Raw genomic sequence first — 18,808 nt, 5'->3', positions numbered from 1 at the left:
CCGTTTTAGCACTGTCAGCGGTCAAGTGCTAACTAAAACTTTATTCCCCTCATCCCCGACGGGCAAGATAAGGTGCCGGTTTCGCAGACAGCGCACCGCCTCAGCTTAAGTTGTTGCGCCCTACAATATAGGTTGAAGCAACTTTCCCCGGCAGATAGGCGACCATGCTCAAACTCATCTTCTGGCCGGTACTCGTCCCATCCTTCCTCTTCGCAGCCGGCTTCGGGGCCGTTGTGCCCATCCAGATACTTGCCGCTATCAGGCTCGGAGCCTCCCCCGAACTTGCCTCCTTGCTGGTAGCTGCCACGGGCGTCCTTGCTCTCTTCTGCACCGTTCCGGTGGGTGCAGCTATCGACCGGGTTGGCGATAAACGCGCCATGACACTGGCAACCCTCAGCGCCGCTGCCGCCTTTACCCTCTCGGCGCTCTCTCTTGCCCTACCCCTGGCGGGAGCTCTGTGGCTCTACTTTTTCGCCCACATCGCCCGCGTACCGGCTACCGTAGCCTGGGGCCTAGCCCGGCAGTCAGTACTGGCTGAAACAGTTGAAGCGGACGACCGCGGCAAAGCCATGACCGCCCTGGGCTCAGCCCTCGAAATGGTGCTCATGGTCCCCGGCGGCTACCTCAAAGACCGGGTAGGACGCTCCGCCGTCCTCGCCCTCTGCCTCAGCATTTTCGGTGCCGGCTTCATCCTCGTGCCTCTACTACCCACCAGCGCCGGCTTCATCACAGGCCTAGCCCTCATGGCCATCGGCAACGGCTTCGGTGCCGGCATCAACATGACCATCGGCGCCGACCTCTCCCCCAACGTCGGGCGTGCCAAATTCCTCTCCATCTGGTCCATGTTCTCCCAGGTCGCCATCGTCGCAGGGCCCCTGGCTGTCTCAGGCATCATGCTGATTTCTTCACTCCCGGCGGCCTTTACCGTCATCGGCGCTAGCGCCCTGGGCGGAGCTGTCTGGGCACTTGCGACCCAACCCATCACAAAGCTGCCTACGGGGAGAAACGCTAAGAGCTAAGAGGTTGAGGGCAGGACGAAGCGCCACGCCCCAGCCAATCTGCTTTCAACGGGCCTCCCCCGCCTCACCCTTAAACTAGATACATGACCTTTTTTCCCCGCGCCGGTGCCCACTCTTTCTCAGCCGACCAGCTAGCAGTTCTTGACCAGCTGGTCCCCTACAACCCGGCTGATTCTCTCCACGCTGTTAGCAAGCTCCGGGCCCAGGGCATCAGCGCCGAGGACTCCTCAGCTCTACTGACCCAGGCCCGTCTTCGCACGCTGGGGGCTACCAAGTTCGGGGAAGAAGCCTCGCGCATGCTCTTCACCGAGGCGGGCTACGAACAGGCCACTCGTGCGGCCGTTGCCGACCATCATGCCGCCCGCTTCATCGAGGCCGGGCTGAAATCCGTGGCAGATTTAGGATGCGGGCTGGGGGCAGACTCCCTCGCCTTTGCCCGCGCAGGGTTAGCGGTGACGTCCGTTGAGCTCGACCCCGCTACGGCGGCTCTCACCGCCCACAACCTCTCCCCCTACCCGTCCGCCCATGTGCTCGTGGGCGATGTAGAACAGGTTGAGCTCGAACAGCTCACCACCGTGAACGGCGAGCGCGTCGCCGCCCTCTGGCTCGACCCAGCCCGCCGAGAGATTGAAGGCGGTTCTACCACCTCCCGCATCTTTGACCCCGAGGCATTTTCCCCGCCCTTTTCCTTCTTGCAGAAGCTGGCGGCAACCGGCATTCCTATGGGGGTCAAGCTAGGCCCGGGTCTGCCCCACGAAGCTATTCCAAGCGGGGTGGAGGCCGAGTGGGTCAGCCACGGCGGGTCCGTGGTTGAGGTGGTGCTCTGGTTCAACGCCCTAGCCCGCCCCGGGATTGCCCGGTCAGCTACAGTGCTGGGGGCGGACGCCACCACCCGGCAGGTGCTCGATGAGATCAGTTCACCGCTGGTAGCGTCAGCCGATGAAGAGCCGGTTGAAGTCACTGAGCTGGGCGTTTACCTGATTGAGCCCGACGGTGCGGTAGTGCGATCCCACCTGGTCGCAGACTTCGCCCGAGCGATAGGGGCTACCCTGCTTGATGAGAATATCGCCTACCTGACATCAGACTCCCCCGCCCCTAGCCCACTGGGCCGGACCTACCGCGTCCTGGGCACCCTGCCCCTCAACGAGAAGAAGCTCCGCCGCTGGGTTAAGGAAGAGGGCATCACTGCCCTGACCATCAAAAAGCGGGGAGTCGATGTGGTTCCTGAAAAGCTCCGGGCCACTCTGCTTGCCGGGGTGAAAAAGAAGAAGGGGGTATCAGGCCGCGAAGCCACCCTGCTTCTGACCCGGTTGGGCGAGGGGGCAGCCTCCCAGCGCCTGGCCATCTGGGCTGAGCCAGCCTAGTTTATTACGTCTGTCTCACCAGCACGTCATAGAGTGAGCCGGATTCTTCTGCGCTAGCCCCTGCCCCTAAGATAGAACCAGCACCGCAGCGAGACCCTGGAGCCAGCGCATGATTTTTCACCCCTCAGACCAGTCCACGATTGGTGTGGAATGGGAGGTCGCCCTCGTCGACCCCGAAACCCGCGAACTGGCATCCCGCGCAGACGAAGTACTAGCACTACTGCAAGAACAGTACCCGCAGGTTCTTGAAGCGGCCCCGGACCGGGCCCACATCACCGGCGAATTTTTGAACAACACCGTTGAGCTTGTCACCGGCATCTGCCGAACCCCGGCGGAGGCCGCCGACCAGCTCACTCAAGCCACCAGCGTCCTGAAAGACATCACCGACCAGCTGGGCCTAGCCTTCTTCTCCGCAGGCACCCACCCCTTCTCCCGGGCCCTGGACCAAAAAGTCGTTGATAACGACCGCTACCTGCGGGTGCTCGACCGTTCCCAGTTCTGGGGCCGCCGCCAAATCATCTACGGGGTGCACGTGCACACCGGGGTTACTTCTCGCGATAAGGCCCTGCCGGTGCTCAACGGGCTCACCAACTTTTACCCCCATCTGCTGGCCTTATCAGCCTCCTCCCCCTTCTGGGAAGGGGAAGATACCGGCTTTGCCTCCCAGCGGGCCCAGATTTTCCAGCAACTGCCCACCTCTGGCCTGCCCTTCACTTTCGAACGCTGGGAAGACTACGAGGACTACCTTAACGACCTGGTGGTCACCGGCGTCATTGACGACCCGAGCGAGAACCGGTGGGATGTGCGCCCCGTACCCAAATACGGCACGGTAGAAATGCGAGCCTACGACGGGCTGGCCTCTATTCGCGATATCACGGCTCTAACCGCCTTTACCCAGTGCCTGGTGGAGTGGTTCTCCCGCCAGCTCGATGCTGGCAAACGAATTGAGCCCCTCAAGCCCTGGCACGTGCAGGAAAACAAGTGGCGGGCCGCCCGCTACGGCACCGAGGCCATCGTCATTCTCGATAACCAGAACACCGAACGCCTGGTCACCGAAGACACCCTAGGGCTTCTGAATAAGTTGGAGGGCATTGCCTCTGACCTGAGCTGTTCTACTGAACTGGCCGATGTGGAGCGAATCTGTCTGACCGGGGCGGGCTACCAGCGTCAGCGTCGCGTCGCCACCGAAAACGGCGGAAACCTGCAGGCTGTGGTGGACGACCTGGCCGTGCAAGCTACCGAGGGGCTGTAGGCCTTCAGCCCCAGCCGCCCGTGTTCGCTGCTCCGGCTAGAGCGAAATCTTAGTGACAGGCAGGGACGAGTCTGCCGTGAAGTCGATACCCGACGGTGCCCGCCCCTCAGATACCAGGCGGGCGCCCAGGGCCGCTACCATAGCTCCGTTATCGGTGCACAAGCTCAGCTGGGGAATCACCAGTTTGATACCGTACTCGGCACAGCGCTGGGCGGCCAGCTCCCGCAGGCGCGAGTTAGCGGCCACGCCCCCACCCAGCAGCAGGGTGGTGATACCGCGTTCGGTGCAGGCCAGCATAGCTTTCTTGGTAATCACATCGACCACAGCCTCCTGGAAGGAAGCTGCGATATCAGCAACCGGTACTTCTTCGCCCCGGGCCTCAAAGCCCTCGACGACGCGGGCGACAGCGGTCTTTAGGCCCGAGAAAGAAAAGTCGTAGCGGTGGGGGCCGGGATCCTCAGCGGTGCCCATAAACTTGCGCGTCGATAGGCCGCGGGGGAAGGCAAAAGCCGCCCCGTTGCCGTCCTTAGCAACCCGGTCAATCACCGGCCCACCCGGGTAGGGCAGGCCCAGCAGGCGGGCCACCTTGTCGTAGGCTTCGCCGGCGGCATCGTCCAGGGTAGCGCCCAGCAACTCAACGTCCCCGGTAATATCGCGTACAGCCAGGATTTCGGTGTGCCCACCGGAGACCAGCAGGGCACCAATTCCCTCACTCGGCAGGCCGTCCAGAAAATCAGCGGTGTGCCCCTCAATCCCGCAGTCATCAAGCAAACCCACGCCCACATGGGCAACTAGATGGTTGATGCCGTAGAGGGGCTTGCCGGTCGCGGTAGCTAGGGCCTTAGCGGCAGAAACCCCCACCATGAGGGCACCGGCCAGGCCAGGGCCGGCGGTCACGGCAATAGCGTCCAGTTCATCCAGGCTGACCTGGGCTTCGTCGAGGGCGGCCTGCAGGGCCGGGACCATGGCGTCCAGATGGGCACGGGAGGCAATTTCAGGGATGACCCCCCCAAAGCGCACGTGCTCATTCATAGAGGACGAGACGGTGTTGGTCAGCAGGGTTGAGCCCCGCACAATGCCAATGCCGGTTTCGTCGCAGGAGGACTCAATACCCAGCACCAGGGGTTCGGTTTTAGCAGTCATGGCTGGTTTCTCCTTGCTAGGCGGTCTGTTGGGTGAGGTCGCGGCGCATGATCAGGGCGTCAACTCCGTCGTTGTAGTAGCGGCGGCGCACATGGATCTGCTGGTAACCGTTTTTCAGGTAGAGGTCCTGGGCCCGGGGGTTATCGGCGCGTACCTCCAGTAGTATCTGTTCAGCGCCGCGGGCGGTGGCTTCGCGGGCGAGAAAATCGAGTAGGGCTCGCCCGTAGCCGCGCCCCTCGTAGGCGGGGGCAATAGCGATGGTTTGCACGTCGGCGGTGTCGGCTACACTCATGAGCCCGGCATAGCCGATAACCTGCGGCCCGGTTTCTGTAGGGATTTCCAGGACGACATAGCCCCTAGTCTCGTGGGCAATTTCAGCCAGGAACATGTCCAGGGGCCATGCGTCGGCCGGGAAGAGGTCAAGTTCTAGGGTATGGACGGCTGGGACATCGTGCAGGGTCATTTCCCTGGCTTGAACCCCGTCGGCAAGATGTGTGGGGAGGTCGGTGAGCAGCATTAGGCGCTGGCCTTCTTACGGGCGGCGGGCACCTTGGCATCGGATTCACGCAGGTAGAGAGCGCTCGTATCGGTGCTGAGGTTGGGCAAGCCCAGGCGGGCAGCAGCTGCCAGCAGGGCGGCGGCGTCCGGCTGGGTGTGCTCAAAATAGGGCTGGGCATCCAGGGACTCGGGGTAGAGGGAAGTGCCAAAACCGTAGGCGGGCAGGGTGGGCGCCTCGCTGGCCGGGCCGACGGTGGGGCCGCTCTCCAGCTGGTAGCCGCTCTCGGTTAGTTCATAGACAGCCGAGTATATTTCCTTGCGGCGAGCATCTGAGACGACGAGAAAACGGGAATGACCGGACGCCCGTGCGGTACCTTCAGCGCGTTCGGCGAGGGCGGTAAGACTCATGATTCCGTAGAGGGGCTTGTTCCAGGCAAAGGCCAGGGAGCGGGCAGTTACGATACCAGCGCGTAGGCCGGTAAAGGGGCCGGGACCGGTACCGGTTATCACAGCATCAATGTCTTGGCCTGTTACTCCGGCTTCAGCCAGCACCTCGGTGACGAAGGGAGCCATCACTTCGGCGTGGGAGCGGGTGTCTTCGGTTGACCGTGAAGCAAGCAGGGTCAGGGTCCGCCCGTCTAGGCGTCCCAGGGCGACAGAAGCAATAGCGGATGAGTCAAGAGCAAGGATAAGCACCCCACCAGTCTAGCGTGTTTAGGCTCAAAGGCTTGATACTCGGCATCCCGGGCTCGCGCTCATTGCCGGCCCTCTCGCCTGGTTCGCTAGCTGGCTCGGGGCTGGCGTTTAAGGGTGCTTCCAAAGGCCCCTATGTTCCTTCCCCCTCTACCGCTCAGCTTCTCTACCATCTCATCCCAAGCATTCTCCCAGCGGGGCCCGTTTCCAATGAGACGGAGGCGGCGCGGCTCGGGGGCGCCGTCGTCCTCGTCCTCTTCTTCCCAGCTTCCCGGCGCGTAGAGGGCGTAGGGGTCGGTTTCTGCTAAGTCTGCCCCGGTCACGCGGGTAAATTCCAGATCGAGAATAGATTCTGAGAGGTGTTCGGCTTTGTCTCTGCCCCATTCGATGACGGTGACGGACCGGTCAAGGGAGTATTCCAGATCGAGGTCGTCGAGTTCTTCTGAGCTGGCGAGTCGGTAGGCATCAACGTGGACGAGGTCTGGCCCACCGGGGCGGGGGCCGTCGGGTAGGTTGGGGTGCACACGAGAGAGCACAAAGGTGGGGGAAATAACGCCTTCTCTCACACCTAGCCCCTCGCCGAGGGAGCGGGTGAAAGTGGTTTTGCCGGCTCCTAGTTCGCCGGTGAGAATCAGGACGTCGCCCGCGGTGAGCAGGGGCGCTAGGGCCAGGGCGATGGCTCGGGTATGCTCGGGACCAGTGATTTCGAGGTCAAGGACGCGGTCGGTCACGGTTTACTGCTCGCTTTCGGTGTCGCGCTGGCGCCAGGATCCGCCGACACTGATGCGGGTGACGCGCGGGGATATGCGGGTGACGATTTCGTAGTTAATGGTTCCGGCTGCTTCTGCCCAGTCGGTGACCGGTGGGTTCTCACCGGAGCCGAAAAGGACGGCGGGGGCTCCGAGGAAGCCGGCTACGGGGTCGGCTAGACCGGGTTCTCCCAGGTCAATGACCATCTGGTCCATGGCAATTCTCCCTACCTCACGGTAGGTTCGGGCGGGGCCAGATACCGGGTAGATACGCACCGGCCCGCCGGTTGCGACTCGGGGAACGCCGTCCGCGTAGCCAACCGGCACCAGGGCCAGGGTCGTGGGTTTGTCGGTCACATAGTTGAGGCCGTAGGAAACTCCCTGGCCTGCTGGCACTTCTTTGACAGCATTGATGAAGGTTTGCAGGTGCATGACAGGGCGCAGCCCCAGCTCTTCGGGGGTGGCGCCTGCGAGCGGAGAGAGGCCGTAAATCCCAAGACCGACTCGAACGGCGTCCCGTAGCAGGCCGTCCTCTGCCCCGACGGACGCCGCGCTGAGGGTTGCCGGGGTGTTGGCTAGATGGCGCAGGGAGGGGCGCAGGCCAGCATCCTGCAGTATGTCTAGCGCTCGGTCAAAGGTGTGAGATTGGCCGGCGGTTTCGGGGCGCTCTGGTTCGTCGGCTACTGCCAGGTGGGAAAAGACCCCGACCACCTGCAGGGCCCCGATTTCTTCAAGCTGGCGGGCGGCGGCGGCAAACGCAGGTAGTTCGCCCATGGCCGCCCCGTTGCGGCCGAGGCCGGTATCTACTTTGAGATGAACCTTGACCGGCTCCTGCTGCCCGCTGGCACGGTGGGCAGCCGCGATGGCTTCTAGTTCCCAGATGCTTGAGACACCCAGTTCAAGGTGGTCTGCCAGTGCCTGGGCAAAGTTGGTGCGAGGCGTGTGGAGCCAGGCAATGATAGGGGCAACAATGCCACCGGCGCGCAGGGCATGCGCTTCCGTGATGTGGACGACCCCCAGATAGTCAGCTCCCGCTGCTACCGCTGAGCGCGCTACGTCGAGCGCCCCGTGCCCGTAGGCGTCCGCTTTGACCACGGCGATAAGGGCCCGCTGGCCGATGATGCTCTTAATACGCCTAACATTGTGTTCGACGGCGTCCAGGTCGATGACGGCCAGGCGTTCTGCGTTTGTGGGGGCGTCAAGGGGCACGAAGCCGTGGGCGCGGTAGAGGCTGTCGATAGGCACGGTGTCCTCCTTGGGCGTAGGGTCTTTTCTTCTCTAGCTTAGTTGAGTTTGCCGCTAGCGCAGCTGCGCTGACACCTACAGGGTACGGGCAGCTGTGGCAGGGGTAGAGTAGAGGTGTGAGTTTTTCTTTTCCGCTGCACCTGCATATCTTTTCGCTGCATACCTCTCCCCTGGCCCAACCTGGGTCAGGGGATGCTGGCGGCATGAACGTCTATATTGAGCGGTCTTTGGCGGCTCTTCTTGAAGTCAACCCGCAGCTGACAGTGGAAGTTTTTACACTGGCGACCGATCGCCAGCAGGCTGGGCAGGTAAGGTATCACGAACGGGCTACCGTTACCTCTCTCTATTTGCCAGAAGCCGAAGGTGCCCGCAAGGAAGACCTACCTGAGCTGGTTCCGGGCTTTGCTATGGCTGTTCGAGCTATAGCGTCGCGCCCGCCCCAGCTGGTTCACAGCCACTACTGGCTCTCGGGTCTGGCAGCCCTTGCCGCTTACCCGCAGGTACCTCTCGTCCATACCATGCACACCACCGCAGCTGCCAAGAATGCTAGGTTGGGCGAGGGCGAGCGCCCGGAGCCCGAGGTTCGCCTACGCGGTGAGCAGGCACTGGTCCGTAAGGCCGCCGCTCTAGTGGTCAATACGGAGTATGAGGCCGCCCAGATGCACGACTTCTACGGGGCAGAAGAATCCCAGTTGGTGACAGTGCCCCCCGGCGTTGACCTTTCTGTTTTCTCCCCGAGTGACGGCGTCCGCCCTCTTCATGAGGGGCAGGACGGCGCCGCCCACCTGGTCTTTGCTGGCCGCCCCCAGCACCTTAAGGGCCCTCATCTGCTGGTCGAAGCCCTCGACTTACTTGCGCGAGAGCTAGACGTTACCCTCGACATCATTGGCACCTCAGGTACCAGCTACGAACAGAATCTAGTGGCTCGGGCAGAGGAGCTGGGGCTGTCTGACCGCGTCCGCCTACTTCCCTCGATGCCCGCCCTCGACCTCGCCCAGGCTTTCCGAAAAGCCGATATCGTTGCCTGTCCCTCATCCTCAGAAACCTTTGGCCTGGTTGCCCTGGAGGCCTCTGCCTGCGGCACTCCGGTGCTTGCTAGCAAGGTGGACGGGCTCAGGGAGGCAGTAGCTGACGGCATCACCGGTCTGTTGGTAGCCCAGCGGACGCCAGCTGCCTGGGCGGACGCCATCGCGCGGCTCACCGCCAACCCCCAGCTACGCAGGAGCTTGGGAGCAGCCGGGGCCAAACGCGCTCGCAGCTTTACCTGGCAGGCCACAGCCCAAAACTTACTCGACCTCTATCAGACTCTCACCCGCTCTTAGGAGAACCGCATGACCTTCTCAATGACACGCCTGGAATTTGCTGACTATCTCAACACATCACGCATTACCGGAAACGTAGCAACGGCCCGTGAAAACAACCTTGCTCATATGCAGGGCTTTGTTGAAGGTAATGAGCACCTAGAGTTCGGTGTGAAGTGGACCAGAGACTGGACTGTTGACGACATCTTCGAGCTGATGGCGCGCAGGGTTGGAACCAGCGCCGACCCCAACCACAGGGAAGGCCAAGACACCATCAGCGCTGACCTCTGTATCGACGGCCTCACCGAGTACGCCCGCATCTTCGGTGACGCAGTACGGGCAGGCAAAAGCCTACTCTTTGCTACCGGCCACCCCGCCGGCCTCTTCCCTATCTACGCCCGCCTTGCAGCAGCGGCCAAAGCTCACGGCGCGATCGTCCTAACCATCGATGAGGGCAACCGCTTTCTGGACGGCGATATCCGGCAAATATTTGACGTCATCATGTTCGAGCAGTACGGAAACCTGCAGCACACCCATTTTCCCGGGCCTATGCAGCTAGCACTCGCCCAGCTCCAAGAACGGGGAATTACTCCCGATCTTGTTATCGCCGACCACGGGCTCGCCGGGTACGCAGCGTCCATCGGGATTCCTACCATCGGTATCGCCGACTGCAATGACCCCGGGCTTTTCGTCTCCGCCGAACAGGGGCAGATTCTCGTTGCTGTGCCCATGGACGATAACGTCACCCCGCACCTCTACGAACCGGTGATTGATTTTATCCTGCATGAAGCTGGACTTACCCGCTAAGACCACTCTGACCAGTACTAACAAGTTACTTTCAGCTGAAAGTGTGAAGCATATTTCAGGATATCTACCTGCTCTTAAGCCAGCTGACACTGTAGTATTAGAAGCCTAATCGTACAGGTCTGCCCACACCACTCTCGCACTCGGCGCAGGCACCATCTTTAGGGGAATACACACTAGTGAACGAACAGTACATCGAGGAGCGGTGGGCAGAAACCCGCAACCGCCGCACCTGGCATCCCAAGATTAAAGCTGCGCTTTATATAGCGGATGCTCTAGCAATTGCGCTAACTATCACGGTGTCTCATATCATCAGCTTCGGCTTCCAAAACACCGAAGTTGTATCCCCCACGCCCCTTCCGCTTGGGTATGTGGGAACCGGCATTGTTTTTGGCATGATTTGGTTCTTTGTCTTGTCAATCGCCAATAGCCGCAACATCCGTTACCTGGGCCATGGCGTCGATGAGTACCGCCTGGTAACCAAAGCGACGACCTACTTCTTCGCGGTTATCGCAATCTTCTCCTACCTGACCAAAATTGATTTTGCCCGCACCTACGTTATGCTGGCCTACCCCATCGGCATTGTTCTGCTTCTCTGCGCCCGTTGGGGCGTACGCCGTTGGCTCGTTCGCTGGCGGTATAAGGGGCGCGCACTTTCCCGCGTCATGATTATCGGTGACTCAGCCTCGGGCGAGCATCTCTACAAGACCCTCCAAGGGGCCCGCACATCAGGTCTCGCCCCGGTAGCAGCATACCTGCCCCGTTCACGTCCAGGCACCCAGCTCGCCGAGGGGGCTATCCCAACCCTGGGCTACTCACCCGACGCAGCCGAGGTCCTCAAGGTAGTTCGTGAGAACAATATTCACGCGGTAGCTGTCTCCACCGGCCACGGCCTCAACCCCACAGAGTTGCGTCGTCTGGGCTGGGCGCTGGCGGCTGCCCACGTTGCCCTCATCATGGCACCTGCCATGACCGATATCGCTGGCCCCCGCATCCATACCCAGCCCCTCAACGGTGTGCCCCTGATTCACGTTCACACCCCCCGCATCGAAGGAATGCAGGCCCTGATTAAGCGAGCTATCGATGTTGTAGCCTCAGGCCTTGGCCTAATTTTCCTGGCCCCCCTGCTGGTTCCGGTTGCCCTGCTCGTCAAAAAAGACGGCGGCCCGATTTTCTTCCTACAGGAACGCGTTGGCTACCGTGGAACTGCCTTCCATATGATTAAGTTCCGCTCTATGGTAACTAACGCTGAAGAGCTCAAAAAGGAGCTTATGGACCGGAACGAGGGTAACGGGGTGCTCTTTAAGATGGCAGATGACCCCCGTATCACCAAGATTGGCAAGTTTATTCGTAAGTACTCCATCGATGAGCTTCCCCAGCTGTGGAATGTCTTTGTGGGCGATATGTCGCTGGTAGGCCCCCGTCCCCCGCTGCCTTCTGAGGTTGAGCAGTACGAAGAAGACGCCTACCGCCGCCTGCTGGTTAAGCCCGGTATTACCGGCCTCTGGCAGGTCTCTGGCCGCTCGAATCTTTCCTGGGAAGAGTCTATTCGCCTAGACCTCTACTATGTTGAGAACTGGTCGGTTATGAGCGATATCGTCATTCTCTTCCGCACCGTCCGCGCAGTTTTTGCCAAGGACGGCGCTTACTAGAACTCGTATGTAAGAAGGCCGGTTACCGTTACGGTAACCGGCCTTTGGTATAGGCTCTACTGCTCAAGGAATATGGCAACGGCCTTTGGGATCTTCTGGGCCACCTGGGTAGGTGGCGTGGGGCCAGACCTCTCTGCTCCGTGCACCAGGCCTGCTGCTAACTGCTGGACCCGGACGGCGGCCCCCGCTAGCCTTGCGTAGTCAGTTGAGAGGGCCCCGGGCTTGGATTCTTCTGCCTGATACCGGGCAAGAAGAGCCCCCAGAATACCGGTGAGGGTATCCCCGCTACCGGCGGTCGCCAGCCAGTGGTTCTCACTGGTTATCTGAAAGAGGTCACCGGTGGGTGCGGCCAAGATAGTCACACCGCCCTTAAGCAGAACAGTTGCCCCCGTTGCCTGAGCCAGTAGGCGGGCAAAGCGGTAGGGGTCAGCTTCAATCTGCTCCCGGGTGGGTGGCTCTGTCAAATCGGGATCAAGGGCATGGAGCGCGGACGGGGCCAGGGCCAGAAGCCAGGTCAGGGCATCGGCAAGCTCTCCAGCATGAGGAGTAAGAATGTGATGGGCCTGCAATTTGACTCCATCAGCTACCAGCCGGGTAGCTAGGGAAATCGCCCCTGCGTCAATAACAGCCGGTTGCCCTCCCGCAAGGACGGCCAGGGCCTCAGCTTCTCGTGATTCTCCGGCGATGCCTGAGCCGAGAGCCCAGGCATCAACGCGCAGCCTCTCGACTTCCCCAACACTACATACAGCCTCAGGTACGGTCAGCTGCACCTGGAAGTTTAGTGACGATGTTCCAGCAAACCGCACCATGCCAACCCCGGTATTGACGGCAGCCCGGGCAGACATGAGGGCAGCACCCGGGTAAATATCGCTCCCAGTCAGCAGGCCTAATACTCCGCGGGTGTACTTATGGGAGGAAAAAGTAGGGGAAGTAACATATTTTTCAACCTCCCAGTATGTCAGTTCTTTTGCTCTGGCCACTTTAGTCCCTCTCTTCTAGCGGGCGAGCTAACAGCAGCCCCCGAGCAGAGGGATCTAGACGCAGCAGGGTCAACAGGTCACTGTCGCTCAGGTGTTCTGCCACAACAGTTGCGGTAGCTATAGGTTCATCATGGCTCATCGTAAGGTGCCAGCGGTTAATCCCTAGTTCAGCTGCTCGCCGCACAACCGTCCCTTCTGCGACCAGGTAAGGGGCGCCGTCCGTGTCTTTCTCCACCCAGCAATCCTGCCAGTTCAAACCCGCAGGGGCCCGCAGGGCCTTGGCAGCGGCTTCCTTAGCCGCAAAGCGGGCGGCGAGGGAGCGGACGGGTAGCCCCCGCTCCCCCGGGGCAAAGAGCCGCTCCCGCAGGGCCGGGGTACGTTCTAAGAGCTCAGCGAACCGAGCTATATTGACCACGTCAGTACCGGTACCAATAATCATGGCGTCTCCTTATCGCTCCTGCTAGCTCTGTCTTTCTTCTGCCCATTCTACGGCCCTGCTTATCAGTTTAAAGAGCGAACCCCGTACCCTACCGGGTACGGGGTTCCTATCTCTGTTATGCAGAGAGATTTACTCGACGGTTACTGACTTAGCCAGGTTACGGGGCTGGTCAACGTCGTAGCCCTTAGCGTGAGCTACAGAGCATGCAAAAATCTGCAGGGGCACGGTAGACAGCAGGGGCTGAAGCAGGCTGGGTGAGGCCGGGATGCGGATGATGTGATCTGCATGTTCCTCAACAGCGGTATCGCCCTCTTCTGCAATAACGATGGTCACTGCACCGCGAGCGCGGACTTCCTGGATGTTAGAAACAACCTTGGAGTGCAGGGAGTCGCGACCGTTGGGTGAGGGAACGATGACGAAGATGGGCTGGCCTTCTTCGACAAGGGCGATGGGACCGTGCTTGAGCTCGCCCGCTGCGAAGCCTTCGGCGTGCAGGTAGGCGATTTCCTTGAGCTTCAGGGCGCCTTCCATCGCTACGGGGAATCCAACGTGGCGGCCCAGGAAGAGCACAGACTTGGCGTCCTTCATAGAGGTGCCGAGGTCCTTGACCTGCTGCTCATTGTCGATGACAGCCTGAATCTTTTCGGGCATCTTCTGCAGTTCTTCAAGGATGGTACGAATTTCATCCTTGTACATGTTGCCGCGCAGCTGGGCCAGGTAGAGGCCGAGCAGGTAGGCAGCAGCGATCTGCGAGAGGAAGGCCTTTGTGGATGCAACTGCAATCTCGGGGCCCGCGTGGGTGTAGAGAGCTGCGTCGGATTCACGGGGCAGGGTTGAGCCGTTGGTGTTACAGATTGAAATAACCTTGGCGCCCTGTTCCTGGGCGTGGCGCACTGCCATGAGGGTGTCCATGGTTTCGCCGGACTGGGAGAGAGCCACAACCAGGGTCTTCTCATCTACGATGGGATCTCGGTAGCGGAACTCGTGGGCCAGCTCAACCTCGGTGGGGATTCGGCACCAGTGCTCGATGGCGTAGCGGGCTACCTGGCCAGCGTAGGCAGCGGTACCACAGGCGACAACGATAATCTTATTGACGGAACGCAGGGTCGCATCGTCAATCTTAAGTTCGTCAAGGGTCAGGTTACCCTTTTCGTCCAGACGGCCCAGCAGGGTATCGCGCACAGCTGCGGGCTGTTCGTGGATTTCCTTCTCCATGAAGGAGTCGAAGCCGCCCTTTTCAACAGCAGCGGCGTCCCACTCGATGGTGAATTCCTTGCCGTTGGCGGGGAAGCCTTCGAAGTCGATGATGGAGTAGTCGCTACCGGTGATGGTAACGATCTGATCCTGGCCCATTTCGACTGCCTTCTTGGTGTAGTCGATGAAGCCAGAAACGTCTGAGCCCAGGAAGTTTTCGTTTTCGCCCAGGCCAATAACCAGGGGTGAGTTGCGACGGGTTGCGACGACGCGATCGGGGTGGTCAACGTGGGTGACCAGGATGGTGAAGGCGCCTTCAAGGCGGTTTGATGCCAGGCGGACGGCCTCGGTGAGGTCCTTGCTCTCCAGCTTGTTGTAAATGGAGGCAATCAGGTTAGCTGCAATTTCGGTGTCGGTCTGTGACTTGAACTCGCAGCCTTCTTCAATCAGTTCTGCACGCAGCTCTGCGAAGTTTTCGATGATGCCGTTGTGCACGACTGCCAGACGGCCGTTGTCGACAACGTGCGGGTGAGCATTGTTATCGGTGGGGCCACCGTGGGTAGCCCAGCGGGTGTGACCAATACCGATAGTGGTAGCAGGCAGCGGGTTGGCTTCTACTTCAGCTTCGAGGTTAACAAGCTTGCCTGACTTCTTACGGAATTCAATGCCGTTATCACCAATCAGGGCAACGCCGGCTGAGTCATAGCCGCGGTATTCCTGGCGGCGCAGACCTTCGAGAACCACATCGTATGCGGTATGGTCAAATTTCTTACCGTCTGCGGCAGTGCCGAGACTTACGTATCCTACGATTCCACACATGGTTTCATCTTACCCCTAAGTTTTTCTCTGCCTACTGATGCCTCCGCCACAGTGTCGCAACCTGTTGCCTCTCTATAGACCTCTTGTCATATTAGGTGCTCTTTCTCCTGGCCTCTAGACTGATGTAAATGAGCATGTCTGCGCTTTCTTCTAAATACTCTCCTTTTACCGAGCTAGACCGGGACACCTGGTCGCGTCTCGCTAACGAGATTTCGGTTCCACTGACTGAGGACGAGCTTCAGCAGCTTCGCGGTCTGGGCGAGACCATTGACCTTGATGAGGTGGCTCAGGTTTATCTGCCCATTTCTCGACTGCTTAATCTCTATGTCAATGCAGCCGCGAGCGCTAATCACATGACGAACGACTTTTTAGGTCTTCAAGGCCAAAAAGTCCCTTTTATTATCGGCGTGGCAGGGTCAGTAGCTGTCGGCAAATCCACTACCGCCCGCGTCCTACAGGAGCTTCTCCGGCGCTGGCCCTCAACCCCGAACGTCCAGCTGGTGACAACCGATGGATTCCTCTACCCTAATGCCGAGCTAGAACGACGGGGCCTTATGGGGCGCAAGGGTTTTCCGGAATCCTACGACCGCCGAGCCCTCCTGCGGTTTGTGTCCGAAGTCAAATCAGGGGCTCCTCTTGTCACCGCCCCTAAGTATTCCCACCTCTACTACGACATCGTAGAGGGTGAGCGTATTGAGGTTACCAGCCCCGACGTTCTGATTGTGGAGGGCCTGAATGTATTAGCCCCGGCCAAGCTCGACAGCGAGAAAAGCTCGGCGCTAAGCCTGGCTGACTTCTTTGATTTCTCTATCTACGTTGATGCTTCCACCCGGGACATCGAACACTGGTATGTGCAGCGGTTTTTGAAGCTGCAACGGTCAGCTTTTACCAACCCTAACTCCTACTTCAAACGGTATGCCGATTTATCAGAGGACGCCGCAGTTGAGCTAGCTTTGAGTATTTGGCGCTCTATCAACGAACCTAACCTACGAGAGAATGTGCGCCCCACCCGTGGGCGAGCCCGACTGATCTTGAAGAAGTCCCATGATCACAAGATTCGTAAGGTTCTGTTACGGAAGAACTAGGTATGCGCTCGTATCTTTCACACTTTTCATTGGCTTTAGCGGGCAGCCTCATGGCCCTGTCGCTGGCTGCCTGCGGTCAGGGCATCTCCGCTGAACCGGACGCCGCCCCGTTGCCTACCAGCTCAGTGGCGGCTTCTACCCCTCAGCAGGTAGCTTCTTCGAGCGCACCACCTTCTTCTAGCGCGAGCGCTGAATCAGCTGCCCCTAGCCAGGCCGCCACGCGCCGTCCTGCCGATATTGAGTCGGCATCATCGATGACGGTTCTCGTCAATAAACACAATCCCCTCTCCCCTCTTACCTACGCACCCGATGATTTACAGCCGCTTGGCTCCGTCCTGCTTCGCGCAGAGGCAGCAGAAGCAGCGCATCGCATGTTTGCTCATGCCTCAGCAGCTGGTGCCCCTATGGTCGCCCTCAGCGGCTACCGGTCGTATGAGACCCAGCAGGGAACCTACGCCAGCTGGGCTGCCCAGTACGGTACAGATCAGGCAGATGTGGCTTCTGCCCGCCCCGGTTATTCAGAGCATCAAACGGGGCTTGCCCTCGATATCGGAACCGGTGGTGCCTGCGATCTCCAGCCCTGCTTCAAGGACACGGCAGCTGCCCTGTGGGCAGCCGAGAACGCCCACCGCTATGGCTTTGTGGTGCGCTACCCCTGGTGGCACCACGAAACCACCGGCTACTGGTATGAGTCCTGGCATTTGCGCTATATCGGTGTTGACGAAGCCACCGCGCTGAAGGAATCCGGGTTTGAGACCCTAGAAGATTTCTGGGGAACCGGGCCCGCTCCCAGCTACCGCAACGGGTTTCAACCATGAGGCTGACAAGCAGAAACCTACAAATTTTAAGCACTGGCTAGCACGTCAAACTAGCCTGTGAGTAAACCCACTTGGTTTACAGCGAAAATTTCAGCTCAGATTGGTGTTCACCGCTGGCAGAAACCGCTATTCTTGAACTCATGCTTAGTGGTTTTAAAGATTTCATCACCCGCGGTAACGTCATCGACCTCGCAGTCGGTCTGATTATTGGCTCTGCCTTTACCGCCGTTGTTACTGCCCTGGTTGAGAAGGTTATGATGCCTGCCATCGCCCTTGCGACCGGTGGCCAGGAAGTTAACTTCGACAACTGGCTCATTGTTGGCCCCATTCAGTTTGGCGCTTTCCTGACCGCAGTTATCAACTTCCTCATTGTTGCAGCAGCCCTCTACTTCTGCATTGTTATGCCCGTCAACAAGTTCAACGAGCGTCGTGCTGCCAAGCTCGACCTTGAAGAAGAGGTTGAGGAAGAGGATCCCCAGGTTGCTCTGCTCAAGGAAATCCGCGACGCTCTGACCGTCAAGTAAATTCTCTTTATCTTAGATACGGCAAAGGCCCCGGTAGTGAGCTACCGGGGCCTTTCTCTATGCTCGGGGCACTTAGGCGGTGCGCTCCTTCACCTGGGCTAGGACACCTGGGTAGAGCGGGTGCTCTCTGGTGAGGCCGGTGAGGGTTTCGGTGACCTCTTCGGGATTCTTAGCACCGGAGCGGGCTGCGGTGAGCAGGGCCTGCAGTTCTACCGATTCGGGGTCTTCTGCTACATCGAACTCGAGCAGGGCGCCGATCGTTGCTAGCAGGGCTTTGGTGGGGCGGCCTAGCTCAGCGAGTTCAGCGGCGGGGCCGATGAAGCGCTCGTGGCGGGAGATCTTGCGTAGGGGTGAGCGACCTACTCGTTCGGTGGTGTCGGGTAGGTCGGGGTTGGCGAAGCGTTCGAGGATTTTCTCGACGTAGGCTTGTTGGACTTCGGGTTTGAAGCCGAACTTGCGTATGATGAGGTCTTTGGTTTCTGCTAGGGTCGCTTCGACCTTGGCGCGGATTTCGGGGTTCTCGAGTGCTTCTGAGAGTTTGGAGATTCCTGCCTGCTGGCCGAAGTAGGCGGTGGTGGCGTGGCCGGTATTGACGGTGAAGAGCTTGCGAGTGATGTAGGGGGCCAGGTCTTCAACCCAGGTTGCCCCGGGAATCTGGGGTACATCGCCGCCGAAGGGGCCGGTTTCAACAGCCCACTCGTAATAGTTCTCTACAGTAACGTCGAGGCCCTGGCCTGGTGCCTGGTTGGGCACAATACGGTCAACCGCGGTGTTAGCGAAGATAGCAACATCATCTGCCGCCGGGAAGTGCTTACGGACTTCTTCTGCCAGCACATCGGTTGCATTGATAGCGTTTTCGCAGGCCATCACAGCGACCTTAGAGTCTGCCCCCCGCTCAGCACGGAGTTTGAGACCTTCGGCGATATTCACAGCAACGAACTTGAGGATGGTAGGGCCAACAGCGGTGGTTACTACGTCGGCGGTCGCGATTTCCTCGGCGATCGCCTGAGGATTCTCTGCCGAGTTGATGCCGCGGAAGCCGGTGATGGTGATGTCCTTGGGGTCGTGACCAACCTCGTGGACGGTGTAGCTCTCTTGCTCATTGAGGGCGTCAATAAGCGGGGCAGCGACGTCTGAGAAAACTAGCTCGTAGCCAGCTTCGTTCAGGATGACGCCTACAAAGCCGCGGCCAATATTGCCAGCGCCAAAGTGGACTGCTTTTTTCACGG

General features: G+C 59.8%; 18 protein-coding genes. 9 read left to right on the top strand and 9 right to left on the bottom strand.

Annotated elements, in window-relative coordinates; translation table 11 throughout:
* The first annotated feature begins 164 nt into the window (after nucleotides 1-164).
* The 3 genes from VSX42_RS03355 to VSX42_RS03345 all read left to right on the top strand — a co-directional run bounded on the left by VSX42_RS03355 (nucleotide 165) and on the right by VSX42_RS03345 (nucleotide 3,635).
* Nucleotides 165-1,019 (top strand): MFS transporter, encoded by an 855-nt coding sequence (locus tag VSX42_RS03355; RefSeq protein ID WP_326502945.1) that lies wholly within the window; start codon nucleotides 165-167, stop codon nucleotides 1,017-1,019.
* A gap of 83 nt (nucleotides 1,020-1,102) precedes the next feature.
* Nucleotides 1,103-2,383 carry a class I SAM-dependent methyltransferase gene (locus VSX42_RS03350; protein WP_326502944.1) on the top strand — a complete coding sequence of 427 codons (1,281 nt, stop codon included), beginning with the start codon at nucleotides 1,103-1,105 and terminating at the stop codon, nucleotides 2,381-2,383.
* Between the two features lie 109 nt (nucleotides 2,384-2,492).
* Nucleotides 2,493-3,635 (top strand): glutamate--cysteine ligase, encoded by a 1,143-nt coding sequence (locus VSX42_RS03345; protein ID WP_326502943.1) that lies wholly within the window; start codon nucleotides 2,493-2,495, stop codon nucleotides 3,633-3,635.
* 36 nt (nucleotides 3,636-3,671) lie between these two features.
* Here the strand turns inward: VSX42_RS03345 and tsaD are convergent, their stop codons facing one another.
* From tsaD to alr, 5 genes are all read right to left on the bottom strand, one after another.
* Nucleotides 3,672-4,778 (bottom strand): tRNA (adenosine(37)-N6)-threonylcarbamoyltransferase complex transferase subunit TsaD, encoded by a 1,107-nt coding sequence (gene tsaD, locus VSX42_RS03340; protein WP_326502942.1) that lies wholly within the window; start codon nucleotides 4,776-4,778, stop codon nucleotides 3,672-3,674.
* Between the two features lie 16 nt (nucleotides 4,779-4,794).
* Complete coding sequence (gene rimI / locus VSX42_RS03335) at nucleotides 4,795-5,295, bottom strand: ribosomal protein S18-alanine N-acetyltransferase (protein WP_326502941.1); 501 nt, start codon at nucleotides 5,293-5,295, stop codon at nucleotides 4,795-4,797.
* The gene (tsaB, locus tag VSX42_RS03330; RefSeq protein WP_326502940.1) at nucleotides 5,295-5,972 is read right to left on the bottom strand and encodes a tRNA (adenosine(37)-N6)-threonylcarbamoyltransferase complex dimerization subunit type 1 TsaB; all 678 of its coding nucleotides are present in this window, start codon (nucleotides 5,970-5,972) and stop codon (nucleotides 5,295-5,297) included. The genes rimI and tsaB overlap by 1 nt, the downstream gene beginning before the upstream one ends.
* Before the next feature lie 86 nt (nucleotides 5,973-6,058).
* The gene (gene tsaE / locus VSX42_RS03325) at nucleotides 6,059-6,700 is read right to left on the bottom strand and encodes a tRNA (adenosine(37)-N6)-threonylcarbamoyltransferase complex ATPase subunit type 1 TsaE (RefSeq protein ID WP_326502939.1); all 642 of its coding nucleotides are present in this window, start codon (nucleotides 6,698-6,700) and stop codon (nucleotides 6,059-6,061) included.
* Nucleotides 6,701-6,703: 3 nt separating this feature from the next.
* Nucleotides 6,704-7,957, bottom strand: a complete 1,254-nt coding sequence (gene alr, locus VSX42_RS03320) for an alanine racemase (RefSeq protein ID WP_326503006.1) — start codon at nucleotides 7,955-7,957, stop codon at nucleotides 6,704-6,706.
* A gap of 122 nt (nucleotides 7,958-8,079) precedes the next feature.
* Between alr and VSX42_RS03315 the strand changes: the two genes are divergently transcribed.
* The 3 genes from VSX42_RS03315 (at nucleotide 8,080) to VSX42_RS03305 (ending at nucleotide 11,720) form a co-directional block, all read left to right on the top strand.
* On the top strand, nucleotides 8,080-9,285 hold the full coding sequence (locus tag VSX42_RS03315) for a glycosyltransferase (RefSeq protein WP_326502938.1): 1,206 nt from the start codon (nucleotides 8,080-8,082) through the stop codon (nucleotides 9,283-9,285).
* 9 nt (nucleotides 9,286-9,294) lie between these two features.
* Nucleotides 9,295-10,071 carry a phosphatase gene (locus VSX42_RS03310; RefSeq protein ID WP_326502937.1) on the top strand — a complete coding sequence of 259 codons (777 nt, stop codon included), beginning with the start codon at nucleotides 9,295-9,297 and terminating at the stop codon, nucleotides 10,069-10,071.
* A gap of 176 nt (nucleotides 10,072-10,247) precedes the next feature.
* Nucleotides 10,248-11,720, top strand: coding sequence for a sugar transferase (locus VSX42_RS03305; protein WP_326502936.1), 1,473 nt, complete (start codon nucleotides 10,248-10,250; stop codon nucleotides 11,718-11,720).
* A gap of 56 nt (nucleotides 11,721-11,776) precedes the next feature.
* On the opposite strand, the gene VSX42_RS03300 is transcribed toward VSX42_RS03305, so the two are convergent.
* From VSX42_RS03300 to glmS, 3 genes are all read right to left on the bottom strand, one after another.
* Nucleotides 11,777-12,700: an ADP/ATP-dependent (S)-NAD(P)H-hydrate dehydratase gene (locus VSX42_RS03300; protein WP_326502935.1), complete on the bottom strand. Its 924-nt coding sequence runs from the start codon at nucleotides 12,698-12,700 to the stop codon at nucleotides 11,777-11,779.
* A gap of 1 nt (nucleotide 12,701) precedes the next feature.
* Entirely contained in the window at nucleotides 12,702-13,139 is a 438-nt protein-coding gene (locus tag VSX42_RS03295) for a holo-ACP synthase (RefSeq protein WP_326502934.1), read from the bottom strand.
* Nucleotides 13,140-13,268: 129 nt separating this feature from the next.
* A complete protein-coding gene (gene glmS / locus VSX42_RS03290; RefSeq protein WP_326502933.1) occupies nucleotides 13,269-15,152 on the bottom strand; it encodes a glutamine--fructose-6-phosphate transaminase (isomerizing) in 1,884 nt (627 codons plus the stop codon).
* A 128-nt stretch (nucleotides 15,153-15,280) separates the two neighbouring features.
* Between glmS and coaA the strand changes: the two genes are divergently transcribed.
* From coaA to mscL, 3 genes are all read left to right on the top strand, one after another.
* Nucleotides 15,281-16,237 carry a type I pantothenate kinase gene (gene coaA / locus VSX42_RS03285; RefSeq protein ID WP_326502932.1) on the top strand — a complete coding sequence of 319 codons (957 nt, stop codon included), beginning with the start codon at nucleotides 15,281-15,283 and terminating at the stop codon, nucleotides 16,235-16,237.
* A 2-nt stretch (nucleotides 16,238-16,239) separates the two neighbouring features.
* Nucleotides 16,240-17,055 carry a M15 family metallopeptidase gene (locus VSX42_RS03280; protein ID WP_326502931.1) on the top strand — a complete coding sequence of 272 codons (816 nt, stop codon included), beginning with the start codon at nucleotides 16,240-16,242 and terminating at the stop codon, nucleotides 17,053-17,055.
* 71 nt (nucleotides 17,056-17,126) lie between these two features.
* Nucleotides 17,127-17,579, top strand: a complete 453-nt coding sequence (gene mscL, locus VSX42_RS03275) for a large conductance mechanosensitive channel protein MscL (protein WP_326502930.1) — start codon at nucleotides 17,127-17,129, stop codon at nucleotides 17,577-17,579.
* 72 nt (nucleotides 17,580-17,651) lie between these two features.
* On the opposite strand, the gene VSX42_RS03270 is transcribed toward mscL, so the two are convergent.
* On the bottom strand, nucleotides 17,652-18,806 hold the full coding sequence (locus VSX42_RS03270; RefSeq protein WP_326502929.1) for a mannitol-1-phosphate 5-dehydrogenase: 1,155 nt from the start codon (nucleotides 18,804-18,806) through the stop codon (nucleotides 17,652-17,654).
* Between the last annotated feature and the right edge of the window lie 2 nt (nucleotides 18,807-18,808).

Origin of the sequence: Rothia nasimurium (assembly GCF_035916755.1) — a bacterium.
Lineage (GTDB): Bacteria > Actinomycetota > Actinomycetes > Actinomycetales > Micrococcaceae > Rothia.
This window is presented reverse-complemented; position numbering and strand designations above follow the sequence as displayed.